The organism is Phytopseudomonas dryadis (genome assembly GCF_004327355.1).
In the GTDB taxonomy this organism is placed as follows: Bacteria; Pseudomonadota; Gammaproteobacteria; order Pseudomonadales; family Pseudomonadaceae; genus Aquipseudomonas; species Aquipseudomonas dryadis.
On sequence record NZ_QJUM01000018.1, the window covers coordinates 40,613 to 62,992 of the forward strand.

The 22,380-nt window shown below is 65.9% G+C and carries 16 protein-coding genes; 12 read left to right on the forward strand and 4 right to left on the reverse strand.

All coding sequences use genetic code 11. The features are described from left to right. The first annotated feature begins 37 nt into the window (after positions 1 to 37). Positions 38 to 937, forward strand: coding sequence for a 1-aminocyclopropane-1-carboxylate deaminase/D-cysteine desulfhydrase (locus tag DNK34_RS15800; RefSeq protein ID WP_131176364.1), 900 nt, complete (start codon positions 38 to 40; stop codon positions 935 to 937). A gap of 572 nt (positions 938 to 1,509) precedes the next feature. On the opposite strand, the gene DNK34_RS15805 is transcribed toward DNK34_RS15800, so the two are convergent. Next, a complete protein-coding gene (locus DNK34_RS15805; RefSeq protein ID WP_131176311.1) occupies positions 1,510 to 2,454 on the reverse strand; it encodes a DUF1853 family protein in 945 nt (314 codons plus the stop codon). Between the two features lie 96 nt (positions 2,455 to 2,550). Between DNK34_RS15805 and DNK34_RS15810 the strand changes: the two genes are divergently transcribed. The 11 genes from DNK34_RS15810 to DNK34_RS15860 all read left to right on the forward strand — a co-directional run bounded on the left by DNK34_RS15810 (position 2,551) and on the right by DNK34_RS15860 (position 17,744). Then, the gene (locus DNK34_RS15810; RefSeq protein ID WP_131176312.1) at positions 2,551 to 3,441 is read left to right on the forward strand and encodes an NAD(+) kinase; all 891 of its coding nucleotides are present in this window, start codon (positions 2,551 to 2,553) and stop codon (positions 3,439 to 3,441) included. Next, positions 3,441 to 4,415: a metallophosphoesterase gene (locus DNK34_RS15815; RefSeq protein ID WP_131176313.1), complete on the forward strand. Its 975-nt coding sequence runs from the start codon at positions 3,441 to 3,443 to the stop codon at positions 4,413 to 4,415. Before DNK34_RS15810 ends, DNK34_RS15815 begins: the two co-directional genes overlap by 1 nt. Further along, entirely contained in the window at positions 4,412 to 5,281 is an 870-nt protein-coding gene (locus DNK34_RS15820; protein WP_131176314.1) for a rhomboid family intramembrane serine protease, read from the forward strand. Before DNK34_RS15815 ends, DNK34_RS15820 begins: the two co-directional genes overlap by 4 nt. Before the next feature lie 77 nt (positions 5,282 to 5,358). Continuing rightward, a complete protein-coding gene (locus DNK34_RS15825; RefSeq protein WP_131176315.1) occupies positions 5,359 to 5,622 on the forward strand; it encodes a YeaC family protein in 264 nt (87 codons plus the stop codon). Continuing rightward, positions 5,622 to 6,455 (forward strand): DUF2797 domain-containing protein, encoded by an 834-nt coding sequence (locus DNK34_RS15830; protein WP_131176316.1) that lies wholly within the window; start codon positions 5,622 to 5,624, stop codon positions 6,453 to 6,455. Before DNK34_RS15825 ends, DNK34_RS15830 begins: the two co-directional genes overlap by 1 nt. Positions 6,456 to 6,533: 78 nt before the next feature. Further along, positions 6,534 to 9,191 (forward strand): aminopeptidase N, encoded by a 2,658-nt coding sequence (pepN, locus tag DNK34_RS15835; protein WP_131176317.1) that lies wholly within the window; start codon positions 6,534 to 6,536, stop codon positions 9,189 to 9,191. An 852-nt stretch (positions 9,192 to 10,043) separates the two neighbouring features. Beyond that, positions 10,044 to 11,939: a DUF1302 domain-containing protein gene (locus DNK34_RS15840; RefSeq protein WP_131176318.1), complete on the forward strand. Its 1,896-nt coding sequence runs from the start codon at positions 10,044 to 10,046 to the stop codon at positions 11,937 to 11,939. Positions 11,940 to 12,000: 61 nt separating this feature from the next. Then, complete coding sequence (locus DNK34_RS15845) at positions 12,001 to 13,371, forward strand: DUF1329 domain-containing protein (protein ID WP_131176319.1); 1,371 nt, start codon at positions 12,001 to 12,003, stop codon at positions 13,369 to 13,371. A 181-nt stretch (positions 13,372 to 13,552) separates the two neighbouring features. Beyond that, positions 13,553 to 14,632 carry a WD40/YVTN/BNR-like repeat-containing protein gene (locus DNK34_RS15850; RefSeq protein ID WP_131176320.1) on the forward strand — a complete coding sequence of 360 codons (1,080 nt, stop codon included), beginning with the start codon at positions 13,553 to 13,555 and terminating at the stop codon, positions 14,630 to 14,632. Positions 14,633 to 14,651: 19 nt separating this feature from the next. Continuing rightward, complete coding sequence (locus tag DNK34_RS15855; protein ID WP_131176321.1) at positions 14,652 to 17,030, forward strand: efflux RND transporter permease subunit; 2,379 nt, start codon at positions 14,652 to 14,654, stop codon at positions 17,028 to 17,030. Positions 17,031 to 17,156: 126 nt separating this feature from the next. Continuing rightward, positions 17,157 to 17,744: a LysE family translocator gene (locus tag DNK34_RS15860; RefSeq protein WP_131176322.1), complete on the forward strand. Its 588-nt coding sequence runs from the start codon at positions 17,157 to 17,159 to the stop codon at positions 17,742 to 17,744. A gap of 361 nt (positions 17,745 to 18,105) precedes the next feature. Here DNK34_RS15860 and DNK34_RS15865 read toward each other — a convergent pair whose 3' ends face one another. Genes DNK34_RS15865 through DNK34_RS15875 form a run of 3 tightly spaced genes read right to left on the reverse strand, consistent with a single transcriptional unit; the run spans position 18,106 to position 22,370 of the window. Next, positions 18,106 to 18,942, reverse strand: coding sequence for a helix-turn-helix transcriptional regulator (locus DNK34_RS15865; protein ID WP_131176323.1), 837 nt, complete (start codon positions 18,940 to 18,942; stop codon positions 18,106 to 18,108). 54 nt (positions 18,943 to 18,996) lie between these two features. Beyond that, positions 18,997 to 20,640: a BatD family protein gene (locus DNK34_RS15870; RefSeq protein WP_131176324.1), complete on the reverse strand. Its 1,644-nt coding sequence runs from the start codon at positions 20,638 to 20,640 to the stop codon at positions 18,997 to 18,999. Further along, positions 20,637 to 22,370 carry a VWA domain-containing protein gene (locus DNK34_RS15875; protein ID WP_131176365.1) on the reverse strand — a complete coding sequence of 578 codons (1,734 nt, stop codon included), beginning with the start codon at positions 22,368 to 22,370 and terminating at the stop codon, positions 20,637 to 20,639. Before DNK34_RS15875 ends, DNK34_RS15870 begins: the two co-directional genes overlap by 4 nt. Positions 22,371 to 22,380 lie beyond the last annotated feature (10 nt).

Genomic DNA, 22,380 nt, shown 5'->3' on the forward strand with positions numbered 1-22,380 from the left:
AGCACTCCACGAAGTCCCCCTGGCACCGTTGCAGACGATGCGGCTGGACTGGCTGGCCACGGCCGGTGTCGAGCTGGCGGTGCTGCGCCTGGATCTGATCGATCCGCTGCTCAGCGGCAACAAGTGGTTCAAGCTCGCGCCGCACCTGCAGGCCGCCATGGCCGAGGGCGCGCGGGGCATCATCAGCCTGGGCGGTGCCCATTCCAATCACCTGCACGCCTTGGCGGCCGCCGGTCGCTACGGCGCGTTCCCTACCGTGGGCCTGCTGCGCGGCCATCCCCGGGACACACCGACCGTCACCGATCTGCAACGGCTGGGCATGCAGTTGCACTGGCTGGGCTATGGTGGCTACCGGGATCGCCATAGCCCGGCTTTCTGGGACAGTTGGCGGGCCCTGTATCCAGGCTTTCATCCCGTGCCCGAGGGCGGCGGCGGGCTGGCGGGCGCCCGTGGCTGCATGGTCTTGCCGGATCAGCTTCGCCAGCAACTGCCGGCCCTGGGCTGGACGGATTACCACGGCTGGTGGCTGGCCGCCGGCACCGGCACCACCCTGGCCGGCCTGGTGCTGGGCGAGGCCGGCCGCCAGCCGGTGTATGGCGCCCTGGCGGTTCCGGCCGATCATGGCGTGGCGCCACAGGTACGTGCCTTGCTCGAGCAGGCCGGCGCGCCGGACAGGGGCTATCGCCTGTTCGATGCCTGTCGCGGTGGATTCGCCCGTCAGGATGCCGAACTGCTGGCCTTCATGCGGGACTGCGAAGCCCAGAGCGGCGTGCCGCTGGAGCCGCTGTACACGGCCAAGGCCCTGCTGGCGCTGCGCGACGCCGTCGCCAGCGGCGCCATCGCCACGGGCACCCGGCTGGTGTTCGTGCATACCGGAGGCCTGCAGGGGCGGCGCGCGGCGTTGGCCGGTCAGGCGCTATTCACCGCGGGAGCGTAGCTCCCACCGGTTCGCGGCCAACCACCGCCCGTGTAGGCGCGCCGACCTCGGCGCGATACGATCGTGGCCATCCTGCAAAAATCGCGGTATGGCCGCCATTCGCCGCGAGGTCGCGGCTCCCACCGGTTCCCGGCCAACCACCGCTCGTGTAGGCGCGTCGACCTCGGCGCGATACGACCGTGGCCATCCTGCAAAAGTTGCGGTATGGCCGCCATTCGCTGCGAGGTCGCAGCTCCTACGAGATTGCGGCGAACCATCGATCGTGTAGGAGCGCCGACCTCGGCGCGATACGATGGTGGCCATTCCGCAGAATCCGTGGCGTGGCCACCATTCGCCGCGGGGTCGCGGCTCCTACGAGGCCGTGGCAAGCCACCGCCCGTGTAGGAGCGCCGACCTCGGCGCGATACGATTGTGGCCATCCTGCAAAAATCGCGGTATGGCCACCATTCGCTGCGAGGTCGCGGCTCCTACGAGATTGCGGCAAACCATCGATCCTGCAGGCGCGTCGATCTCGGCGCGCTGCGGCATGGCGTTAGACGCCCTCTCTTTCATCGTTGCGGGGCGACCGGCGCTCATGATTGCTCCGATGGCCAAGCGTCGGCGACCAGGAACAGGCGCTGGCTTTCCTGAACGTATTCCGCGCTCTCGGGCTCCAGCCTGACCAATAACTGCGCGCCGGCGTCGTTCGGCAGGGTATCGAGCCACTGCTGCAGTCGCTGCCGCGACCAGCACTCGGCCAGGGCCAGGCGTGCGGGGGCCAGCCAGGCCTGGCGCGGCAGCGGTTGCCAGTGCGCATGCCCATCTCGGGCATGGAAGGCCGGCCAGTCACGCCGGCGCAGCCACAGGCCGCGCAGGTGTTCGGGGTTGGCATCGCGAGGCGCGGCGCAGGCGCGCGGCCAGGGGTAGAACAGGTAGCCGGCCATCCACAGTTCGGCCTGGATGGCGTCCGCGGCCAGCTCCCTCAGGAGCGGCAGCGCCTCGGCGCGAGCGGAGAGCGGCAACTGGTGTTCGCTCAGATGAGCGAGTTTCAGGTCCAGGCGGTCATGGCTGCCCGGGCCTATCCAGTGCGCCGGCGACTCGCCGCCCTGGTCCGCGCTGCCCAGGTAGAGCTTGATCGCCAGTTCCAGGTGGTGCACGCCGGCGGCGTCGCGCAGCAGCAGGTCCAGTTCGCCCAGGGTGTGTCCGGCCTGGCGGATGGGCAGGTTGGCGGCCAGTACCTCGACGCCGGGAGCGGCATATAGGGCGAACTGCCACAAGCGCTCGTAGTAGAGGCCGAGGCGGCGTACCGAACGCTGCGCCAGCCACTGCAGCAGCGGGCCGCTGTCGCGCTCCAGGTGCAGCAGCCAGTCCGCCAGCAGGCCGGGCGTATGCGCCCAGGCGCTGGCTGCCAGGGGGTGGCGCTGTGGCCAGGGCGTGTGTGCGAGCAGCGGTGGTGACAGCAGCACCCAGGCCAGATCCCTGACCGCGGGTTGGCTCAGGCGTCGGGGCAGGTCGTCGAGGGCGTCGAAGGGCATCATGCTGCGAGCATAGCGCCTATACGGCAGCATGTTTGCCGCTGTCGCGGCCTTTCGCCCATAATCGGGGCACCAGACCCTGAGCGTTGCGGGAGCACCATGGAGCAGTTTCGTAATATCGGCATTATCGGTCGCCTGGGCAGTACGCAGGTGCTCGACACCGTGCGCCGACTGAAAAGGTTTTTGCTCGAGCGCCAGTTGCACGTGATCCTCGAGGACACCATCGCCGAGGTGTTGCCCGGGCATGGCCTGCAGACCTCGGCACGCAAGCACCTCGGCGAGTTCTGCGACCTGGTGATCGTGGTCGGCGGCGACGGCAGCATGCTCGGCGCCGGCCGTGCCCTGGCCCGGCACAAGGTGCCGGTGCTCGGCATCAACCGCGGCAACCTGGGCTTTCTCACCGACATCCGCCCCGACGAGCTGGAATCCAAGGTCGCCGAGGTGCTGGAAGGCAATTACCTGACCGAGAACCGCTTCCTGCTCGAGGCCGAGGTGCGCCGTCACGCCGAGGCCATCGGTCAGGGCGATGCGCTCAACGACGTGGTGCTGCACCCGGGCAAGTCGAACCGGATGATCGAGTTCGAGCTGTACATCGACGGCCAGTTCGTCTGCAGCCAGAAGGCCGACGGCCTGATCGTCGCCACGCCGACCGGCTCCACCGCCTATGCGCTGTCGGCGGGCGGGCCGATCATGCACCCCAAGCTGGATGCCATCGTCATCGTGCCGATGTACCCGCATACATTGTCCAGCCGGCCCATCGTGGTCGATGGCAACAGTGAGCTGAAGATCGTCGTGTCCAAGGATCTGCCGCTCTACCCGCAGGTCTCCTGCGATGGGCAGAACCACTTCACCTGCGCGCCCGGCGATACCATCACGGTGCGCAAGAAGTCGCAGAAGCTGTGCCTGATCCATCCGCTGGATCACAACTATTACGAGATCTGCCGGACCAAGCTGGGTTGGGGCAGCCGCCTCGGCGGCGGGGGCGACTGATGCAGCTCGACCCGGCTCGCGGTTACGACCTGATCGGTGACATCCATGGCTGTGCCAATACTCTGGTGCACCTGCTCGAGCGCCTGGGTTACCGCCAGCAGGGCGGCGTCTGGCGCCATCCGCGACGCATGGCGATCTTCGTCGGTGACCTGATCGATCGTGGCCCGCGCATTCGCGAGGCGGTGCACCTGGTGCACGACATGGTGCGTGCCGGCGAAGCGCTGTGCATCATGGGCAATCACGAGTTCAACGCCCTGGGCTGGAGTACACCGGCGCCGCCGGGTAGCGGGCGCCAGCATGTGCGCGAGCACACGCCACGCCACGCCCGTCTGATCGGTGAAACCCTGGAGCAGTTCGCGGCCTATCCCGGGGAATGGCGTGAATGCCTGGCCTGGTTCTACGAGTTGCCGCTGTTCCTCGACGCCGGGCATTTTCGCGTGGTGCACGCCTGCTGGGACAACGAACTGATCGAGCCGCTGCGCAGGCAGTTCCCCGATGGCTGCATCGACGAGCACTTCCTGCAGGCCTCGGCGGTGGTCGGCAGCTTCGCCTGCACGGTGCTGGATCGCCTGCTGCGCGGCACCGACATGCGCCTGCCCCATGGCCTGAGCATGACCAGCGGCGACGGTTTCACCCGTTCCTACTTTCGCACCAAGTTCTGGGAGGAGAGCCCGCAGACTTACGGCGACGTGGTGTTCCAGCCCGATGCCTTGCCCGAACTGGCCGCCCAGACGCCGCTCAGCGAACTGCAGAAAACCGAGTTGCTCAAGTACGGCGCCGAACAGCCGCCGCTGTTCGTCGGCCATTACTGGCGCAGTGGCACGCCGGCGCCGATCCGCCCCAACCTGGCCTGTCTCGATTACAGCGCGGTGATGTACGGCAAGCTGGTGGCCTATCGCCTGGATCGGGAAACCTGCCTGGACCCGCGCAAGTTCGTCTGGGTCGACGTGGACAAGCCGGAAGTGCCGCGATGAGTGCGGTGGTGGCGCTGCGCGTGCCACTGGATCAGGACCTGTCGGCCTTCCTCGACCTGCTGCGCGAGCTGCGGATCGCTCACCGGGTAGCCGAAAGCCTTGGCGAGCAGGCGTTGTGGGTGCCCGACGAACAGGTGGCGGAGCGGGTGCGCGAACTCTATGGCCGCCACCCGCAGGGCGACCCGAACCTGCAGCGAGTGGCCCCGGGCGTCCCGAACGGACGTCCGCGGTTGTCGCAGCAGGCCCGGCGCAGCCCGCTGACCCTGGCGGTGCTGGCCCTGACCCTGCTGGTCGCCGTGCTGACCTGGGGCGGCACGGACTATGAGCTGATGCGCTGGCTGAGCTTCGTCGATTTCCATATCGAGGGTCAGTACATCTATTTCAGCCCGTTCGCCGCCATGGTCGACAGCGGGCAGTGGTGGCGTCTGCTGACGCCGATGCTGCTTCACTTCGGCGTGCTCCACCTGGCCATGAACAGCCTGTGGTACTGGGAGCTGGGACGGCGCATCGAGGCCCGGCAGGGCGCCTTGATGCTGCTCGGGCTGACCCTCTGCTTCGGCCTGGCGGCCAATGTCGCCCAGTACCTGTATGCCGGGCCGGCCTTGTTCGGCGGTCTGTCCGGGGTGCTCTACGGCCTGCTCGGGCACTGCTGGCTGTTCCAGTGGCTGGCGCCCAATGCCGCCTATCGTCTGCCGCGCGGCGTGCTGGTCAGCATGCTGGTGTGGTTGCTGGTGTGCATGACCGGCATCTTCGAGCTGTTGCAGTTCGGCGCCATCGCCAACGCGGCCCATGTCGGCGGTCTGCTCGCCGGCTGCCTGACCGGATTGCTCGGCGGTCTGCTGGCGCGGCGTTTCGCGCAGCGCTGAGCGCACCCGGGCAGCGGCTGTTCGGGTTGCCGGGCGAGTTGAGGTAGAATCGCCCCTTTCCCAGCCAGGAGCCGGCCATGTCCTCCTTCATCGAATTGATCCGCAATATCACGCCGGATGTGTACGAAAGCCTCAAGCTGGCCGTGGAGATCGGCAAATGGCCGGACGGGCGCAGGCTGACCCAGGAGCAGAAGGAACTGAGCCTGCAGGCGATGATCGCCTGGGAAACCCGCAACCTGCCGGAAGACCAGCGCACGGGGTACATGGGCACTTCCGAGTGCGCGTCGAAAGCCGAGCCGATTCCCAACCTGCTGTTCAAGTCCTCGGAAACCCTGCACTGATGCTCGAAGTCGCCCGTGGTTCCATGAGCAAGATGAGCACCCAGCTCGGCGCGCCGGTGCAGTACGCCTTTCGCCTGGGCGAGGAGCAGGTCGCGGTCAACCCGATGATCGGCAAGACCGTGCGCCTGGAGTTCCTGGGGGCGATCCACTGCTCGCACTGCGGACGCAAGACCAGGACCAGTTTCAGCCAGGGTTATTGCTACCCCTGCATGCAGAAGCTGGCGCAGTGCGACCTGTGCATCATGAGCCCCGAGCGCTGCCACTACGACGCCGGCACCTGTCGCGATCCGGCCTGGGGCGAGCAGTTCTGCATGACCGATCACGTGGTCTACCTGGCCAACTCCTCGGGGATCAAGGTCGGCATCACCCGTGCCACGCAGATCCCCACGCGCTGGATCGACCAGGGCGCCACCCAGGCGCTGCCGATCCTGCGGGTGGCCACGCGGCAGCAATCCGGTTTCGTCGAGGATCTGCTGCGCAGCCAGGTGGCGGACAAGACCAACTGGCGCGCGCTGCTCAAGGGCGATGCGGCGCCGGTCGACCTGCCCAGCGTACGCGAGCGGATCTTCGACGCCTGCGCCGAGGGCCTCGGCGCGCTGCAGCAACGTTTCGGCCTGCAGGCCGTGCAGCCGCTCAACGATCAGCCCGTGGTCGAGATCCGTTACCCGATCGAGGGCTACCCGGCCAAGATCACCAGCTTCAACCTGGACAAGAATCCCGTGGCGGAGGGCACGCTGTTGGGCATCAAGGGCCAGTACCTGATGTTCGACACCGGCGTGATCAACGTCCGCAAATACACCGCTTACCAAATAGCCGCAAGCTGCAAGCTCTAAGCTTCAAGCTAACGGCCATCACACATTGCTTGCAGCTTGAGGCTTGAAGCTTGAAGCTGCCTCGAAGAGGCCCCGCTCATGCGTACCGAACAATCGAAGACCATTTACCTGAAGGACTACCGGGCGCCGGATTATCTGATCGACGAAACCCACCTGACCTTCGAGCTGTTCGAGGATCACACCCTGGTCCACGCGCAGCTGGTGATGCGCCGCAACCCCGAGCTGTCGGCGGAGCTTCCCGTGCTGAGCCTCGATGGCCAGCAACTGGAGCTGCTGCGCATCACCCTGGATGACCGTGAACTGACGGCGGCCGACTACCAGCTCAGCGACAGCCACCTGACCCTGCAGCCCACCCAGGCCAGCTTCGTCATCGACAGCACGGTGCGTATCCACCCGGAAAGCAACACCGCGCTGGAGGGGCTGTACAAGTCCAGCGGCATGTTCTGCACCCAGTGCGAGGCCGAGGGCTTCCGCAAGATCACCTACTACCTCGACCGCCCGGATGTGATGAGTAAATTCACCACCACGGTGAGCGGCGACAAGCAGAAGTACCCGATCCTGCTGTCCAACGGCAACCCGATCGCCAGCGGCAGCGAGGAGGGCGGTCGGCACTGGGCGACCTGGGAAGATCCGTTCAAGAAGCCGGCCTACCTGTTCGCCCTGGTCGCTGGTGATCTGTGGTGCGTGGAAGACAAGTTCACCACCCTGAGCAGCCGTGAAGTGACGCTGCGCATCTATGTCGAGCCGGAGAACATCGACAAGGTGCAGCACGCCATGGACAGCCTGAAGAAGTCCATGAAGTGGGACGAGGAGGTCTACGGCCGCGAGTACGACCTGGACATCTTCATGATCGTTGCGGTCAACGACTTCAACATGGGCGCCATGGAGAACAAGGGTCTCAACATCTTCAACTCCAGCTGCGTGCTGGCCCGTGCCGAAACCGCTACCGATGCGGCGCATCAGCGGGTCGAGGCGGTGGTGGCCCACGAGTATTTCCACAACTGGTCCGGTAACCGGGTGACCTGCCGCGACTGGTTCCAGCTGTCGCTCAAGGAAGGCTTCACCGTGTTCCGCGATGCCGAGTTCAGCGCCGACATGAACTCGCGCACGGTCAAGCGCATCGAGGACGTGGCCTACCTGCGTACCCACCAGTTCGCCGAGGACGCCGGCCCCATGGCCCACCCGGTGCGCCCGGATGCGTACATGGAAATCTCCAACTTCTATACCCTGACCATCTACGAGAAGGGTTCCGAAGTGCTGCGCATGATCCACACCCTGCTCGGCAATCAAGCCTTCCGCAAGGGCTCGGATCTGTACTTCGAGCGCCACGACGGCCAGGCCGTGACCTGCGACGATTTCGTCAAGGCCATGGAAGACGCCAGCGGCATCGACCTGACCCAGTTCAAGCGCTGGTACACCCAGGCCGGCACGCCGCGCCTGGCGGTCAGCGAGGCCTTCGATGCCACCGCCAGGACCTATACCCTGAACTTTACCCAGAGCTGCCCGGCGACGCCGGGACAGAGCGACAAGCTGCCCTTCGTCATTCCCGTGGAGCTCGGCCTGCTGGATGCCCGGGGCAACGACCTGCCGTTGCGCCTGCAGGGCGAGGCCGCTGCCAGTGGTACCAGCCGCGTGCTGTCGGTGACCGAGGCGCAGCAGTCGTTCACCTTCGTCGATATCGCCGAGCAACCGCTGCCGTCGCTGCTGCGTGGCTTCAGCGCGCCGGTCAAGCTGAGCTTTCCCTATGACCGCGACCAGTTGATGTTCCTCATGCAGCACGACAGCGACGGCTTCAACCGCTGGGAAGCCGGCCAGCAGCTGAGCGTGCAGGTGCTGCAGGAGCTGATCGGCCAGCAGCAGCGCGGCGAGGCCCTGGTGCTGGATCAGCGCCTGGTCACGGCGCTGCGCAGCCTGCTGCAGGATGGCCGCCTGGATCAGGCGATGGTCGCCGAGATGCTGTCGCTGCCGGGCGAGGCCTACCTCACCGAGATCAGCGAGGTGGCCGATGTCGAAGCGATCCACGGGGCCCGCGAGTTCGCTCGCCAGCAACTGGCCGAGGCGCTGTTCGAGCCGCTGTGGCAGCGTTATCAGGCCAATCGCGAGGTGTCGAAAGGCACGCCGTACGTGGCCGAGGCCGAGCACTTCGCGCGCCGCAGTCTGCAGAACATCGCGCTGTCCTACCTGATGCTGACCGGCAAGCCCGAGGTGCTGGCCGCGACCCTGGAGCAGTACGAGGCGTGCGACAACATGACCGAACGCCTGACGGCGCTGGCGGTACTGGTCAATTCGCCGTTCGAGGCCGAGCGCGGCAAGGCCCTGGAAGCCTTCGCCGAGCACTTCAAGGACAACGCCCTGGTCATGGATCAGTGGTTCAGCGTGCAGGCGGCCAGCACCTTGCCGGGTGGTCTGCAGCGTGTGCAGGCGCTGATGCAGCACCCGGCGTTCACCCTGAAGAACCCGAACAAGGTGCGCGCCCTGATCGGCGCCTTCGCCGGGCAGAACCTGGTCAACTTCCACCTGGCCGACGGCAGCGGCTATCGCTTCCTGGCCGATCAGGTGATCACCCTCAACGCGCTCAATCCGCAGATCGCTTCGCGCCTGCTGGCGCCGCTGACCCGCTGGCGCAAATACGCCGCCGCGCGCCAGGCGCTGATGAAGGCCGAGCTGGAACGGATTCTCGCTTCCGGCGAGCTGTCGGCGGATGTGTACGAAGTGGTGAGCAAAAGCCTGGCTTGAGCAATCGGGATGGGCGACCGGCCCCATCCCAGTAGGAGCGTCGCCCTCGGCGCGAAACGATAGCGGCCTTGCCGCGCCATCTGTGTTGCCTGCGCGATTCGCCCCGGGGGCGGGCTCCTACGAGATCGAGGTGGCCGCGGGATGGGCGAGTGTCGCCATCCGTGTAGGAGCGTCGCCCCGGCGCGATACGATAGCGGCCTTGCCGCGCCATCTGCGTTGCCTGCGCGATTCGCCCCGGGGGCGATCGATGTGTCCATCAATCGCGTAGGAGCCCGCTTGCGGGCGAAGCGATAGTGGCCTTGCCGTGCCTGCCCGAATCGCCGCGGCGGCGGGATTCATTCGACTGCTGGTCCCGTCCATGTCCCTTGCAGCCTGCGGAAACTATCCGCAGGGCTGAAAAGTCCGTTCTAGAGCGGTTTGACTTGATTTAACCCACATCATCGGGCCGAATGTTACCGTTCGTTCCCGCAGTAACGTTTTTTCGTTACCTGCCGGAATCAAAAGTTACCCTCTTATCAAGTCGACACACTAATATCCTGCGCTATCGATTGACGAGCGCGTGTGGCTGTGTGCGCTTCGCAGTGCTTCCTGGGGAGGGAGCCGGTTTGATTGGCTGTAATCGACAACTATTGGTCAGTGGATGATCAGTCATAAATGGACGGTACGGAGCTGCTCTGGAAAAGCGCTTTCGGCTAATACGATCGTTTGAATTGGCACCAAGGTTGCACTGCAACAACGGAGTGATGCCAGCCAGTTCAGCGCAATGACAGGATGCCGACAAGGTGTCCGCCAGGCCCACTAAAAAACGGGCCGGATAGAACAACGACTGTCTGTCAGCGGAGTAGAGATTCAATGCGTATCAAGTCCTTTGAGCCGGCCTTGCGCCTGGTGCCGGCGAAGGCGGGCTATGCCCTGGCCAGCGTGTTACCGCTGCTGGTCGCGGTACCCGTGCAGGCGGTGGAATTCAGCTTTGCCGACAACGAAGTCAGTGGCTCGCTCGACAGCACGCTGTCCTACGGGCAATTGTGGCGCGTCCAGGGCCAGGACAGGAACAACGACGATGTCAACGTCAACGACGGCAATCGCAATTTCGATACCGGCCTGGTTTCCGAAGTCTTCAAGATCACGTCCGACCTGGAGGTGAGCTACCGCAACTACGGTGCCTTCGTGCGCGGCACGGCGTTCTACGACACGCAGATCATGGACAGGCGCAACCATTACTACGGCGCCAACGATCCGAGCCAGCCGAGCCAGAATTTCCCCAACGACGACAGCTTCACCCGCGAGACCCGGCACAAGGCCGGGCGCAATGCCGAGATCCTCGATGCCTATGTGCACGGCAGCTGGGATGTGGCCGAGCGGCCAGTCAGCGCGCGCCTGGGGCGCCAGGTGTTCAACTGGGGCGAAGGCCTGTTCTACCGCAACGGGGTGAACACCACCAATGCCGTCGACGCGGCCAGGTTCCGCCTGCCCGGTTCCGAGGTCAAGGAAGTGCTGATCCCGGTCGAGGCGCTCAGCTTCAACATCGGCCTGAGCGACAACCTGTCCATGGAAACCTTCTACCAGTTCAACTGGAAGGAAAGCGCCATCGACCCGGCGGGGACCTATTTCTCCGAGACCGATCTGTTCGCCGATGGCGGCAACACCGCCTACTCCCGGCAACCGAACCTGATTCCCCTGGCGGGGCTGTACACCTCGCTCAGCCAGTCGGGAGTGGGCGGCTTGCAGGGCGGGCGTACCGTGGATGCCAACGGCAACATCAAGGTGGCCAGCGTCGGGCCGGATATCAATGCCAGGGACGACGGCCAGTTCGGCGTCGCCTTCCGCTACATCGCCGAGCAGCTCAACGCCACCGAGTTCGGCGTCTACTTCGTCAACTATCACGCCAAGGAACCGACCCTCTATGCCGACTTGGGCGACTACCAGGGGCTCGACATGGCCACGCTCATCGGCGCGGTGGGGGCCATAGGCGCCGGCGGCCTGGCGACCCTCGACGTCGCCAACCAGGTCAACGCCCGCCGCGAGTATGCCGAAGACATCCGCATGTACGGTTTCAGCTTCAACACCACCCTGGGCGACGCCTCGGTATTCGGCGAACTGGCCTACCGGCCCAACCTGCCGATCGGGGTCGCCACCACCAACGACCTGCTGGGCGATCTGTTGCGCCAGGCGCCGCAGTTGGCGGCAGGCCAGCAGGTCAATATCGGCGGCAGCATGGTCCAGCTCGGGGACGAGATCCATAACCACGATCGCGTCGAGGCCTTCAACACGTCCCTGGGCGCCATCTACAACTTCGGCCCGGGCCTGGGCTTCGACTCGCTGACCGGGGTGGCCGAGCTGGCATCCGAGCACCTGCGTGGCAGCGACCTGAAATACACCGCCTTCGATGGCTCCACCCGCTACTACGCGGGCCGTGGCGACAGCTCCTACGTCAACGGTTACGACCGCAGCGATCAGGTCGACAGGAACGCCTACGGCTATACCCTGGTGCTGTCCGGCACCTGGAACGATGTGCTGGCCGGGGTCAACCTGTCGCCTTTCGTCGTCTACCGGGACGATTTCGCGGGCAACTCCTACCAGACCGGCAGCTTCATCGAAGGCCGCAAGGCCTACACCCTGGGGGTTCGCGCCCATTACCTGAACAGCCTGGAAGCCGAGCTGCAGTACACCGAGTTCTATGGCGCGGGCAATAACAACGCCGTTCGGGATCGCGACAATATCGGTGTCAACGTCAAGTACTCCTTCTAACAGTGCACCCGAGGTTCCGGGTGCTGCAGTACCCGGTCATGCGTCATCACGGAGACATACGATGCTGAAAAAGCACGCGCTGGTGGGCACCGCGATTGCCCTGATTCTGCTGGCTGGCTACACCCGGGCGGCGCTGTCGCCCCAGGACGCGGCCCAGCTGGGCAGCAGCCTGACGCCCTTCGGTGCCGAGAAGGCCGGCAATGCCGCCGGCAGCATTCCCGAATGGACGGGCGGTCTCACCCAGGCGCCTGCCGGCTACCAGGGTTCGGGTCATCACCATGTCGATCCCTTCGCCGACGACAAGCCGCTGTTCACCATCAGCAAGGCCAATCTGGAGCAGTACAGGGCCAACCTGACCCCGGGGCAGATCGCCCTGTTCGAGACCTATCCGGACAGCTACCAGATGCCGGTCTACCCCAGCCGCCGCTCCGCTTCGGCGCCGCAGTGGGTCTATGACAACACCCTGAAGAACGCCACCAGCGCCAGGCTGCTCGACGGCGGCAATGGTTTCGCCGATGCCTATGGCGGCATCCCGTTCCCGATCCCGCAGAACGGCGTCGAGGCGCTGTGGAACCATATCGCCCGCTATCGCGGCAGCTACATCGTGCGGCGTGCCTCCGAGGTGGCGGTGCAGCGCAATGGCGCCTACTCCCTGGTCACCTCGCAGCAGGAGGCGTTGTTCAGGTTCTACGATCCCCAGGGCAGCTACGCGAACCTGAACAACATCCTGTTCTATTACCTGTCCTTCACCCGCAGCCCGGCGCGTCTGGCCGGTGGCGCGGTGCTGGTGCACGAGACCCTGGATCAGGTCAAGGAACCACGTCAGGCCTGGGGCTACAACGCCGGCCAGCGGCGGGTACGACGCGCGCCGAACCTGGCCTACGACACGCCGATCGCCGCGGCGGACGGCCTGCGTACCGCCGATGACACCGACATGTTCAACGGCGCGCCGGATCGTTACGACTGGAAGCTGGTGGGCAAGAAGGAAATCTACATCCCCTACAACAACTACAAGGTCACCAGCCCGGCGGTCAAATACAAGGATCTGCTGCAGGTCGGCCACCTCAACCCGGCGTTCACCCGCAACGAGTTGCACCGGGTGTGGGTCGTGGAAGGCACGCTCAAGCCAGGGGCGCGGCATATCTATTCCAAACGCACCCTGTACCTCGACGAGGACAGCTGGCAGGCCGCTGTCGTCGATCAGTACGATGGCCGTGGCGAGCTGTGGCGGGTGTCCATGGCCTACCTGAAGAACTACTACGAGCTGCCGACCACCTGGTCCGCACTGGACGTGTTCCACGACCTGCAGGCGCGCCGCTACCACGTGCAGAACCTGGACAACGAGGAAGCGAATACCATCGACTTCAGCCAGGCGACGCCCGGCGACAGCTACTTCACCCCGGCAGCCCTGCGCCGCCGCGGTACCCGTTGAGCCAGGTTCGATGAGCCCGAGATGGCCTGCGCATCGTGCATCGATTGGGCAAATGAGGCGTCAATCACGCGGCTTTGCCTTACAAAACATAACGTCGCGGCGATTGTCAGGCTTTTCCAAAGGCCGATAGCATGGGCTACTGCTATAAAGGCACTGCCTATAACAATAAAGGGGAATGTATATGAGTGAGCCCGTCACGCGGCGCACCCGAACCGGAGAAGGGACGCACGCCGTGCGCAAGCCGGCGCTTCGCCTCCACTCGCCGCTGGCCAGGGCGCTCTCCCTGTGCGGCTTGCTGTCGTTGCTGGCGCTTGGCGTATCGCCGGCCCAGGCGCAGATCCCCGCCGATGAAGCCAGCGTCTATTCCGTGCCATCCGCCAAGGCCGCTTCCAGCCTGTTGCTGGACATCGCCAGCGCCGGCAAGCGCCTGGTGGCGGTGGGCGACCGCGGCCATATCCTCTATTCCGACGATGACGGCGCCAGTTGGCAGCAGGCCAAGGTGCCGACCCGGCAGATGCTCACCGCCCTGTTCTTCCTCGACGAGCAGCACGGCTGGGCCGTGGGCCACGATGCGCAGATCCTCGCCAGCAGCGATGGTGGCCTGACCTGGAGCAAGCAGTTCGAGGACCTGCAGCGCGAGGCGCCGCTGCTCGACGTGTGGTTCGAGGACCTGCACAACGGCTACGCTGTCGGCGCCTATGGCGCGCTGCTGGAAACCCGCGATGGCGGCGCGACCTGGGAAGACTTCAGCGATCGCCTCGACAACGAGGACGCCTATCACCTCAATGCCATCGCCGAGGTCAAGGATTCCGGCCTGTTCATCGTCGGCGAGATGGGCAGCATGTTCCGTTCCACCGACGCCGGGCAGAGCTGGGAGCCGGTGCAGAGCCCCTACCAGGGCTCGCTGTTCGGCGTGCTGGCCACTACCGAGGCGCACACCTTGCTGGTCTACGGCCTGCGTGGGCACCTGTTCCGCTCCGACGATTTCGGTGATACCTGGCAACAGGTGCCGCTGCGGACCGCCAATGGCGGCACCCTGGAGTTCGGCCTGGCCAACGGCACGCTGCTCGCCGATGGCCGCATCGTGGTGGTGGGGCATGGCGGCAGCGTGCTCGACAGCACCGACGGCGGACGCAGTTTCAGCGTGTCCAACCGCCCTGACCGCATCTCGCTGGCCGGTGTGGCCGCCGATGCCCAGGGGCGTCTGATTCTGGTGGGGCAGGGCGGCGTACGTGTCGCCGCGTCGTCGGGCCAACAATAATAAGCCGGGGTAGTGTTTGATGAGTAACCATCACCAGGACAAGGCCAGCTTGCTCGAGCGCCTGATCTTCAACAACCGGCCGGCGGTGATTCTGATCTGCCTGCTGGTCAGCGTCTTCCTGTTCTACCAGGCGACCCAGGTACGGCCCTCGACCAGTTTCGAGAAGATGATCCCGCTGAGCCATCCCTTCATCCAGAACATGATGGAGCACCGCAACGACCTGGCCAACCTCGGCAATACCGTGCGCATCTCGGTGCAGGCCAGGAACGGCGACATCTTCAGCCAGTCGTACATGGAGACGCTGCGTCAGATCAATGACGAGGTGTTCTACATCCCGGGCGTCGACCGCTCGGGGCTGAAGTCGCTGTGGAGCCCCAGCGTGCGCTGGACGGAAGTCACCGAAGAAGGCTTCGCCGGTGGCGAGGTGATTCCGCAGACCTACGATGGCAGCCCGCAAAGCCTCGAGGAGCTGCGCAGCAACGTGCTCAAGTCCGGGCAGATCGGCCGCCTGGTGGCGAACAACTTCCAGTCGAGCATCATCGACGTACCGCTGCTGGAGTCCTACCCCGATCCCGAGGACCAGGGGCGCCTGGTCACCCTCGACTACCAGGCCTTTTCCCATCAGCTGGAAGAGAAGATCCGCGACAAGTACCAGGCGCAGAACCCCGACGTGCAGGTGCACATCATCGGCTTCGCCAAGAAGGTCGGCGACCTGATCGACGGCCTGATCATGGTGGCGCTGTTCTTCGGCGTGGCGCTGCTGATCACCTTCGTCCTGCTGTACTGGTTCACCTGGTGCATCCGCAGCACCATCGCCGTGCTGATCACCACACTGGTGGCGGTCGGCTGGCAACTGGGGCTGATGCACACGGTGGGCTTCGGGCTCGACCCGTACTCCATGCTGGTGCCGTTCCTGATCTTCGCCATCGGCATTTCCCACGGCGTGCAGAAGATCAACGGCATCGCCCTGCAGTCCAGCGGTGCCGACAACGCCCTGACCGCGGCGCGGCTGACCTTCCGCCAGTTGTTCCTGCCGGGGATGATCGCCATCCTCGCCGACGCCGTGGGCTTCATCACCCTGTTGCTGATCGATATCGGGGTGATCCGCGAACTGGCCATCGGCGCCTCCATCGGGGTGGCGGTGATCGTCTTCACCAACCTGATCCTGCTGCCGGTGGCCATCTCCTACATCGGCATCAGCAAGAAGGCGGTGGAGCGCAGCAAGCGCGACGCGGTGTGCGAGCACCCGTTCTGGCGCCTGCTGTCGAACTTCGCCAATCCGCGGGTGGCGCCGGTTTCCCTGGTCATCGCCCTGGCGGCGGCGGTCGGCGGCTTCTGGTACCAGCAGCAGAACCTGCAGATCGGCGACCTCGACCAGGGCGCGCCGGAACTGCGTCCGGATTCGCGCTACAACCTCGACAACGACTTCGTCATCCGCAACTACTCGACCAGCTCCGACGTGCTGGTGGTGATGGTCAAGACCGCGCCGGAGGGTTGTTCCAGCTACGAAGCCATGGCCGCCATGGATGAGCTGATGTGGACGATGGACAACACGCCCGGGGTGCAGTCGGCGGTTTCCATGGTCAGCGTGTCGCGGCAACTGATCAAGGGCATGAACGAGGGCAACCTGAAATGGGAAACCCTGTCGCGCAACCAGGATGTGCTGAACAACTCCATCGCCCGCGCCGATGGCCTGTACAACAGTGACTGCTCGGTGGCGCCGGTGCTGGTGTTCCTCGAGGATCACAAGGCCGAAACCCTGAAACGGGCGGTGGCGGCGGTGCAGGGCTTCAGCGCCGAGCATGCCTCCGAGGACGTGCAGTTCCTCCTGGCGGCGGGTAACGCCGGTATCGAAGCGGCGACCAACGAGGTGATCGGCAAGTCCGAGTTGCTGATCCTGATCCTGGTGTACCTGTGCGTCGGCGTCATGTGCATGATCACCTTCCGCTCCTTCGCCGCGACCCTGTGCATCGTCCTGCCGCTGATCCTCACCTCGATTCTCGGCAACGCCCTGATGGCCTTCCTCGGCATCGGCGTCAAGGTCGCGACCCTGCCGGTGATCGCCCTCGGCGTGGGCATCGGCGTGGACTACGGCATCTACATCTACAGCCGCCTGGAAACCTTCCTGCGCGCCGGCCTGCCGTTGCAGGAAGCCTACTACCAGACCCTGCGCTCTACCGGCAAGGCGGTGCTGTTCACCGGCCTGTGCCTGGCCATCGGCGTCGCCACCTGGATGTTCTCGGCGATCAAGTTCCAGGCCGACATGGGCCTGATGCTGACCTTCATGTTCATCGTCAACATGTTCGGCGCCCTGTGGCTGCTGCCGGCCCTGGCACGCTTCCTGATCAAGCCGGAGAAGCTGGCGGGCAAGGCGGGCAACTCGCTGTTCGCCCACTGAGCGGCGCCATGAAATCCGCGGCCTGGCCGCGGTTTTTTATGCGCCCGGCACGTGTATTTCCTTCAATACCGGTGCGGTTTCACTGGGTAATTTCAGAGGCCTCGAGCATGCCGAATGGAGTTATCGATGAACCTGTTCCTGTCCATGGCGGCCTTTGCGTTGGCCGCTTCTATTTCTCCCGGCCCGGTCAATCTGGTTTCCCTCGGTGCGGGGGCGCGGCATGGTTTGCGCGTGGCGTTGCGGCATGTCGCTGGCGCGACCCTGGGGTTCATCCTGCTGCTGGTGCTGGTCGGCCTGGGGTTGCACGAGGTGTTGTCGCAATGGCCCTGGCTGACCCGGGGCATCCGCTTGGCCGGTGTGGTTTTCCTGCTGTACATGGCCTGGCGGCTGGCCGCTGACGACGGGGCGTTGCAGCCGGGCGACGGCGTGCGGGTCGCCTCGTTTCTGCACGGGGCGTTGATGCAGTGGCTCAATCCCAAGGCCTGGCTGGCCGCGATCGCTGGCATGGGGGCCTTCGTCGCCGATGGCGACGTGTTGCTGGTCTGGCAGTTCGCGGCGATCTATGGCGTGGTCTGCTACCTGTCGCTGGCCTGCTGGGCCTACGCCGGCACCTGCCTGCGGCCCTGTCTGCAGGAGGCGCGCAGGGTGCGGGTGTTCAATCGGGTTCTGGCTGGGCTGCTGGTCGGTAGCGCGGTATATCTATTACTGGTTTGAGTCGGGGTGGTTGGTGCCGGTGGAAGAAAAGAGCGTCTTCCACCCTACAGGATCCAGCAATCAGCGCGCAGAATTGCCACATGTGCGTAGGAGCCGCGACCCCGCGGCGAATGGCGGCCATACCGCGATTCTTGCAGGATGGCCATGATCGCATCGCGCCGGGGGCGACGCTCCTACGCGGTCGGTGGTGTGCCGCGATCCCGTGGGAGCCGCGACCCCGCGGCGAATGGTGGCCATACCGCGATTCTTGCAGGATGGCCTCAATCGCATCGCGCCGGGGGCGACGCTCCTACTTGTCAGCCATGGCTGCGAACGGGCTCTTACAGGCCAAGAATCAAGACGGTATCCACGATTCTTGGCTTCAACCGCGGTATTGGCCCGGCGTTGCCGCCAGAAATTGCTTGAAGGTGCGCTGGAAATGTGCCTGGTCGGCGAAGCCGGCTTCCAGGGCGACTTCGGCCAGTGGAGCGCCGCTCTTCAGGCGGGCGTGGGCGAACTGGATGCGGCGGTTGAGCAGGTAGGCGTGGGGCGTCATGCCGTAGCGTCGCTTGAAGCCGCGAATCAGCTGCGAGGGCGACAGCTGTGCGGCCTCACACAGGGTGTCGAGGCTGAGCGTTGCGCCGCAGTGCCGATGAATCAGGCGGGCGGCCTGTTCCAGCCGTGGGTTGATGTCGTCGCCACTGTCGCCTTCGAGGGCCAGCCGTTCCAGCGCCAGGCTGAAGAAGGCCGTGGCCTGGGCGGCCTTGGCGCTCGAGTCGAGCGCAGGGGCGAGCAGCATTTCCCCTAGCTGCAGCAAACGCTGGTACAGCTCGTTATCCTCGCTGGCGATGCAGGCGAAGCGCTGGAAACTGGGGGTGTCGGCCAGCCCCCGGGCGTGTTGCAGGCGCCCCAGCCACTGCGGGTCGACGTACAGCATCAGGTACGACCAGGGCTCGCCGTCGATGGGATTGCAGGCATGCACATCGCCCGGGTTCATCAGCACCACGGTGCCTTGGCTGACGAACTGGTCGACGTCGCGGTTGCTGTAGGTGCTCTGGCCGCGGGTGATGGCGCCGATGGAGAAGATCTCGTGGGCATGCCGCCCGTAGCAGACCTGGCGGCCATCCTCGATCGAGCGCAGTTCGATGAAGGGCAGGGCGGCGTCGCGCCAGAAGCGCGGGACGATGGCTTGTTTGGGTGTGTGGTCTCGATGTTTCATGATTAGCTTCCAGCTTCCAGCTTCCAGCTTCCAGCTTATAGCTGCTGTAGGCCATTAACGTGGATACAAGGGCGGCAGTGAACCGCTGTCCTGGCTGTTGTCCTGCACCGCTTCGGCGGCGGGCAGGTCGCCGATGGCCTGCCACAGCTGGGCGCCTTGCCAGTGCAGCCCGCTTTCGCTGTAGAGCGCGCCGTTGAGGCCGTCCAGGGCTTCCGACAGGGGCGCGAAGCGCGCCGCCATGTCGGCCAGGGTTTCCGGTTGCTGGCGGGCCCAGGCGTCGAGGGCCTGGCGGGTCGCCTGGGTGTCGTTGGCCAGGCAGGCGCGCTTGAGGTCGTCGAGCAGGGTTCGCGGGCTGGGTCCGCTCTGGGCCACGCGCTGGATGGCCGGCTGGCGCCGGGCATGCCACCAGAGGCCGAAGCCGAGCAGGGTGGTGAGGGCGAGCAGGGCACTGCTCAACTGCCAGGGCCAGAGGCGGGCGTCACTGCGGGCGTCGCTGTCGCCGCGCGTCGCTTCGACCGGCACCACGGCGTCCAGGCTGGGGTCGGCCGCCACGTCGATACTGCGGCCCGGCAGGCTGGTGCGTTCCAGGCGGTCTTCATGGGTGTTCCACCACACCACCTCGACCTTGGGCAGCTCGAGACGCCCGTCGCGGCCGGGCACCAGGGCTTCGCGTTCCTCACGGCTGCCGATCAGCCCGCGCTCGTTGGCCTGGTTGCTCAGTTGCGGCTGATCCGGGTAGCGGCGCAGGCCGTCCACGTCGGTCGTCGGCAGGGGCGGCAACTGGGCGCTGGACAGGCCATCGGCCTTGAGCATCAGGCTGCGGGTCAGGGAGTCGCCGACCTTGGCCTGGGTCGGCTCCGGGTTCCAGGCTTCGGCCAGGCTCAGGGCCCGTGCCGGCAGCCAGGGCGCATCGGCCGGGTAGTCGGCGGGCTTGGCCTTGACCGTCAGCGGGATTTCCGGCGATTTGACCCGGGTCACCTTGCCCGGGCGTGGGCCGAACGGCAGGTAGTCGTTGCGGTTGGAGCGGTCGACCAGGGTGGCGCTGAAGACCTGGCCCGGGATGATCAACTGCCCGCTTTTCTGCGCGAAGATGGCGTAGCGCAGCTCGATCACGCCATGGCGTACGCCGCCGATGTCCTGCTCGAAGGTGCGTGGCTCGCCGAGGGATTCGACCCGGGCGTCGGCGATCTCCAGCGGCGTCAGGCTGCTGTCGTCGTAGAGCGATACGGAATGGTAGATACGCAGGGTGAGTACGCTTTGCGCCTGCACGTAGACGCTTTCGTGATCCAGACTGGCGTCGATGAACACCGGCGCCATCTGTTCCTCGGCCGTGTGGCTGCCGGATTCGAGTACGTGCAGGCTGATCGGCTGGCTCTGCAGGTCGCCGAGCTGCAAGGGCGGTATCACCACGTAGCCGCTGTGGCGTGGCTGCAGGGTGACGATCCAGCGCGTGGTGGCCCGGGCGGCACCGCTGAGGCTGGTGAGACGGTTGACCTGGCGCGTGCCGAGCACGTCGAACAGCTCGTTGAGCGGGTTCAGGTCGGGCTTGCCGAACAGGGTGACGTCATCCGACTCCAGGGTCAGGTCGACCGTTTCGCCGAGGTTGAGGCGCGTACGGTCGACGCTGGCGAGGAGGTTCTGCGCGCCGGCCTGAAACGCCAGCAGGCAGAGAAGCAGGGTGCAGAGCAGGCGGTTCATCGTGACTGTTCCTGACGCTGTTGCTGTTCATACCAGAATTTTCGCCGCAGCAGTTCGCCCGGGTCGTCGGGGATCTGTCGCAGCCACTGTTCCAGGGCCTGGCGCCGTTCATCGTCCAGCGGCGTATCGCCGTCCTGCGCGTCGCCGCTGCCGGACGGGGTGGCCGGTGCGCTGTCGGCGGGCTGCCCGCTGGTTGCCGGGGCGGCCGTCTGCGGGGCCTCGGCAGCGCTGGGGTCGCTCTGGTTCGCCCCCGGCTGGGTCGACTCGCTGCCTTCGCCCGGGCTGGACGGCTGTTGCGGCTGGCCGGGCGGATTGTCCTCCGCAGCGGGCTGGCCGTCCTGGTTCTGTTGGCTGCTCTGTTGCTGCTCGCGCTGACGCAGCAGCGCTTCGACCAGGGCCTTGTTGTGCTGCGCCGGCAGCAGGTCCGGCTGCAGTTCCAGGGCGCGATTGTAGGCGTCCAGCGCTGCTTCAAGTTCGTTGCTGTGGGCCAGGGCGTTGCCCCGGTTGTACAACGATGGCGCACTGTCGTCCGCGGCGAACTGCTCGGCGGCGGCGGCATAATCGCCGGCCTGGTACAGGGCCAGGCCACGCCATTGCGGGTCCTTGAAACGTTCGGCGGCTTCTTTCGGGCGTTGTGCTTCGAGCAGGCGCTGGCCCTGCTGGTCGGGGCGTAGCCAGAGGTCGTCGAAGCTGAAGGCGTAGCCCGCTTGCGGCGCGCTCAGGAGCAGCAGCGGCAGGCCCAGCAGCCAGCCGCGACGACCGGCGCAGGCCGCCAGCAGGAGCAGTGGCAGGAGCAGCCAGTGGCCCTGGTCGGCCCAGGTTCGCAGTTGGGTCTTCTGGCCGTTGTCGCGCATCTGCGATGGCCCGTCGAGCAGGCCCAGGTTGCGCAGATCCCGTTCGTCGATGCTGACCGGCTGGTAGCGGCCGCCGAGGTCGCTGGCGAAACGGCTCAGGGTGGCGCTGTCCAGGCGCGGTATGAGGATCGCGCCCTGCTCGTCCTTCATGAAGGTGCCGTCTTCCTGGACGATGGGCGCGCCTTCGTTGCTGCCCACACCGAGGATGTGCAGGCGTGCGCCACGGCTGCCGAGGGCCTGGCGAATACCCTGGCGTTCCTGCTGATCCAGGCTGCTGGCGATCAGCAGCAGGCGCCCCTGGCCCTGGGCGCCGCCGGCGAGCAGTTCGAGGGCCTTGGCCACGGCCAGATCGGCGCGCTGGCCGGCTTCGGGCATGATCGACGGCTTCAGCGCTTCGAGCAGGTTGCGGCTGGTGGCCAGGTCGTCCGACAGCGGCACCACGGCATGGGCGCTGCCGGCGTAGACGACGATGGCGGTCTGTGCGTCGCCACGCGCCTGCAGCAGGTCGAGCAGTTTACGCCGTGCCTGGCTCAGGCGGTTCGGCGAGGCATCGCTGGCGAGCATCTGCGGTGTCAGCTCGAGCATCACCACCAGCGGGTCGGCGGGTTTCAGGTCGTTCTGTTCCACGCGCTGCCAGCTGGGGCCGAGCAGGGCCAGCACGGCCAGCAGCCAGGCCAGGCCGAGGGCGATCCAGGGCAGCCGGCTGCCGCGGCCCTGGCCACCGCGCAGGAGCACGGCATGAAAGGCCGGGGGCAGCAGCGTCTGCCAGCGGCCGCTGCGTTTTTCCCGGTGCGCCAGCTGCCACAGCAGCCAGGCCATCAGGGGCAGCAGGAGCAGCCAGGCGGGGCGCAGCCAGTGTGGCCAGAGGGCGGACAGCATCGCTTCG

Coding starts and splice junctions, on each gene's coding strand:
- DNK34_RS15800 (WP_131176364.1), top strand. CDS start 38: ATGCGGCTGGACTGGCTGGCCACGGCCGGTGTCGAGCTGGCGGTGCTG.
- DNK34_RS15805 (WP_131176311.1), bottom strand. CDS start 2,454: ATGATGCCCTTCGACGCCCTCGACGACCTGCCCCGACGCCTGAGCCAA.
- DNK34_RS15810 (WP_131176312.1), top strand. CDS start 2,551: ATGGAGCAGTTTCGTAATATCGGCATTATCGGTCGCCTGGGCAGTACG.
- DNK34_RS15815 (WP_131176313.1), top strand. CDS start 3,441: ATGCAGCTCGACCCGGCTCGCGGTTACGACCTGATCGGTGACATCCAT.
- DNK34_RS15820 (WP_131176314.1), top strand. CDS start 4,412: ATGAGTGCGGTGGTGGCGCTGCGCGTGCCACTGGATCAGGACCTGTCG.
- DNK34_RS15825 (WP_131176315.1), top strand. CDS start 5,359: ATGTCCTCCTTCATCGAATTGATCCGCAATATCACGCCGGATGTGTAC.
- DNK34_RS15830 (WP_131176316.1), top strand. CDS start 5,622: ATGCTCGAAGTCGCCCGTGGTTCCATGAGCAAGATGAGCACCCAGCTC.
- pepN (WP_131176317.1), top strand. CDS start 6,534: ATGCGTACCGAACAATCGAAGACCATTTACCTGAAGGACTACCGGGCG.
- DNK34_RS15840 (WP_131176318.1), top strand. CDS start 10,044: ATGCGTATCAAGTCCTTTGAGCCGGCCTTGCGCCTGGTGCCGGCGAAG.
- DNK34_RS15845 (WP_131176319.1), top strand. CDS start 12,001: ATGCTGAAAAAGCACGCGCTGGTGGGCACCGCGATTGCCCTGATTCTG.
- DNK34_RS15850 (WP_131176320.1), top strand. CDS start 13,553: ATGAGTGAGCCCGTCACGCGGCGCACCCGAACCGGAGAAGGGACGCAC.
- DNK34_RS15855 (WP_131176321.1), top strand. CDS start 14,652: ATGAGTAACCATCACCAGGACAAGGCCAGCTTGCTCGAGCGCCTGATC.
- DNK34_RS15860 (WP_131176322.1), top strand. CDS start 17,157: ATGAACCTGTTCCTGTCCATGGCGGCCTTTGCGTTGGCCGCTTCTATT.
- DNK34_RS15865 (WP_131176323.1), bottom strand. CDS start 18,942: ATGAAACATCGAGACCACACACCCAAACAAGCCATCGTCCCGCGCTTC.
- DNK34_RS15870 (WP_131176324.1), bottom strand. CDS start 20,640: ATGAACCGCCTGCTCTGCACCCTGCTTCTCTGCCTGCTGGCGTTTCAG.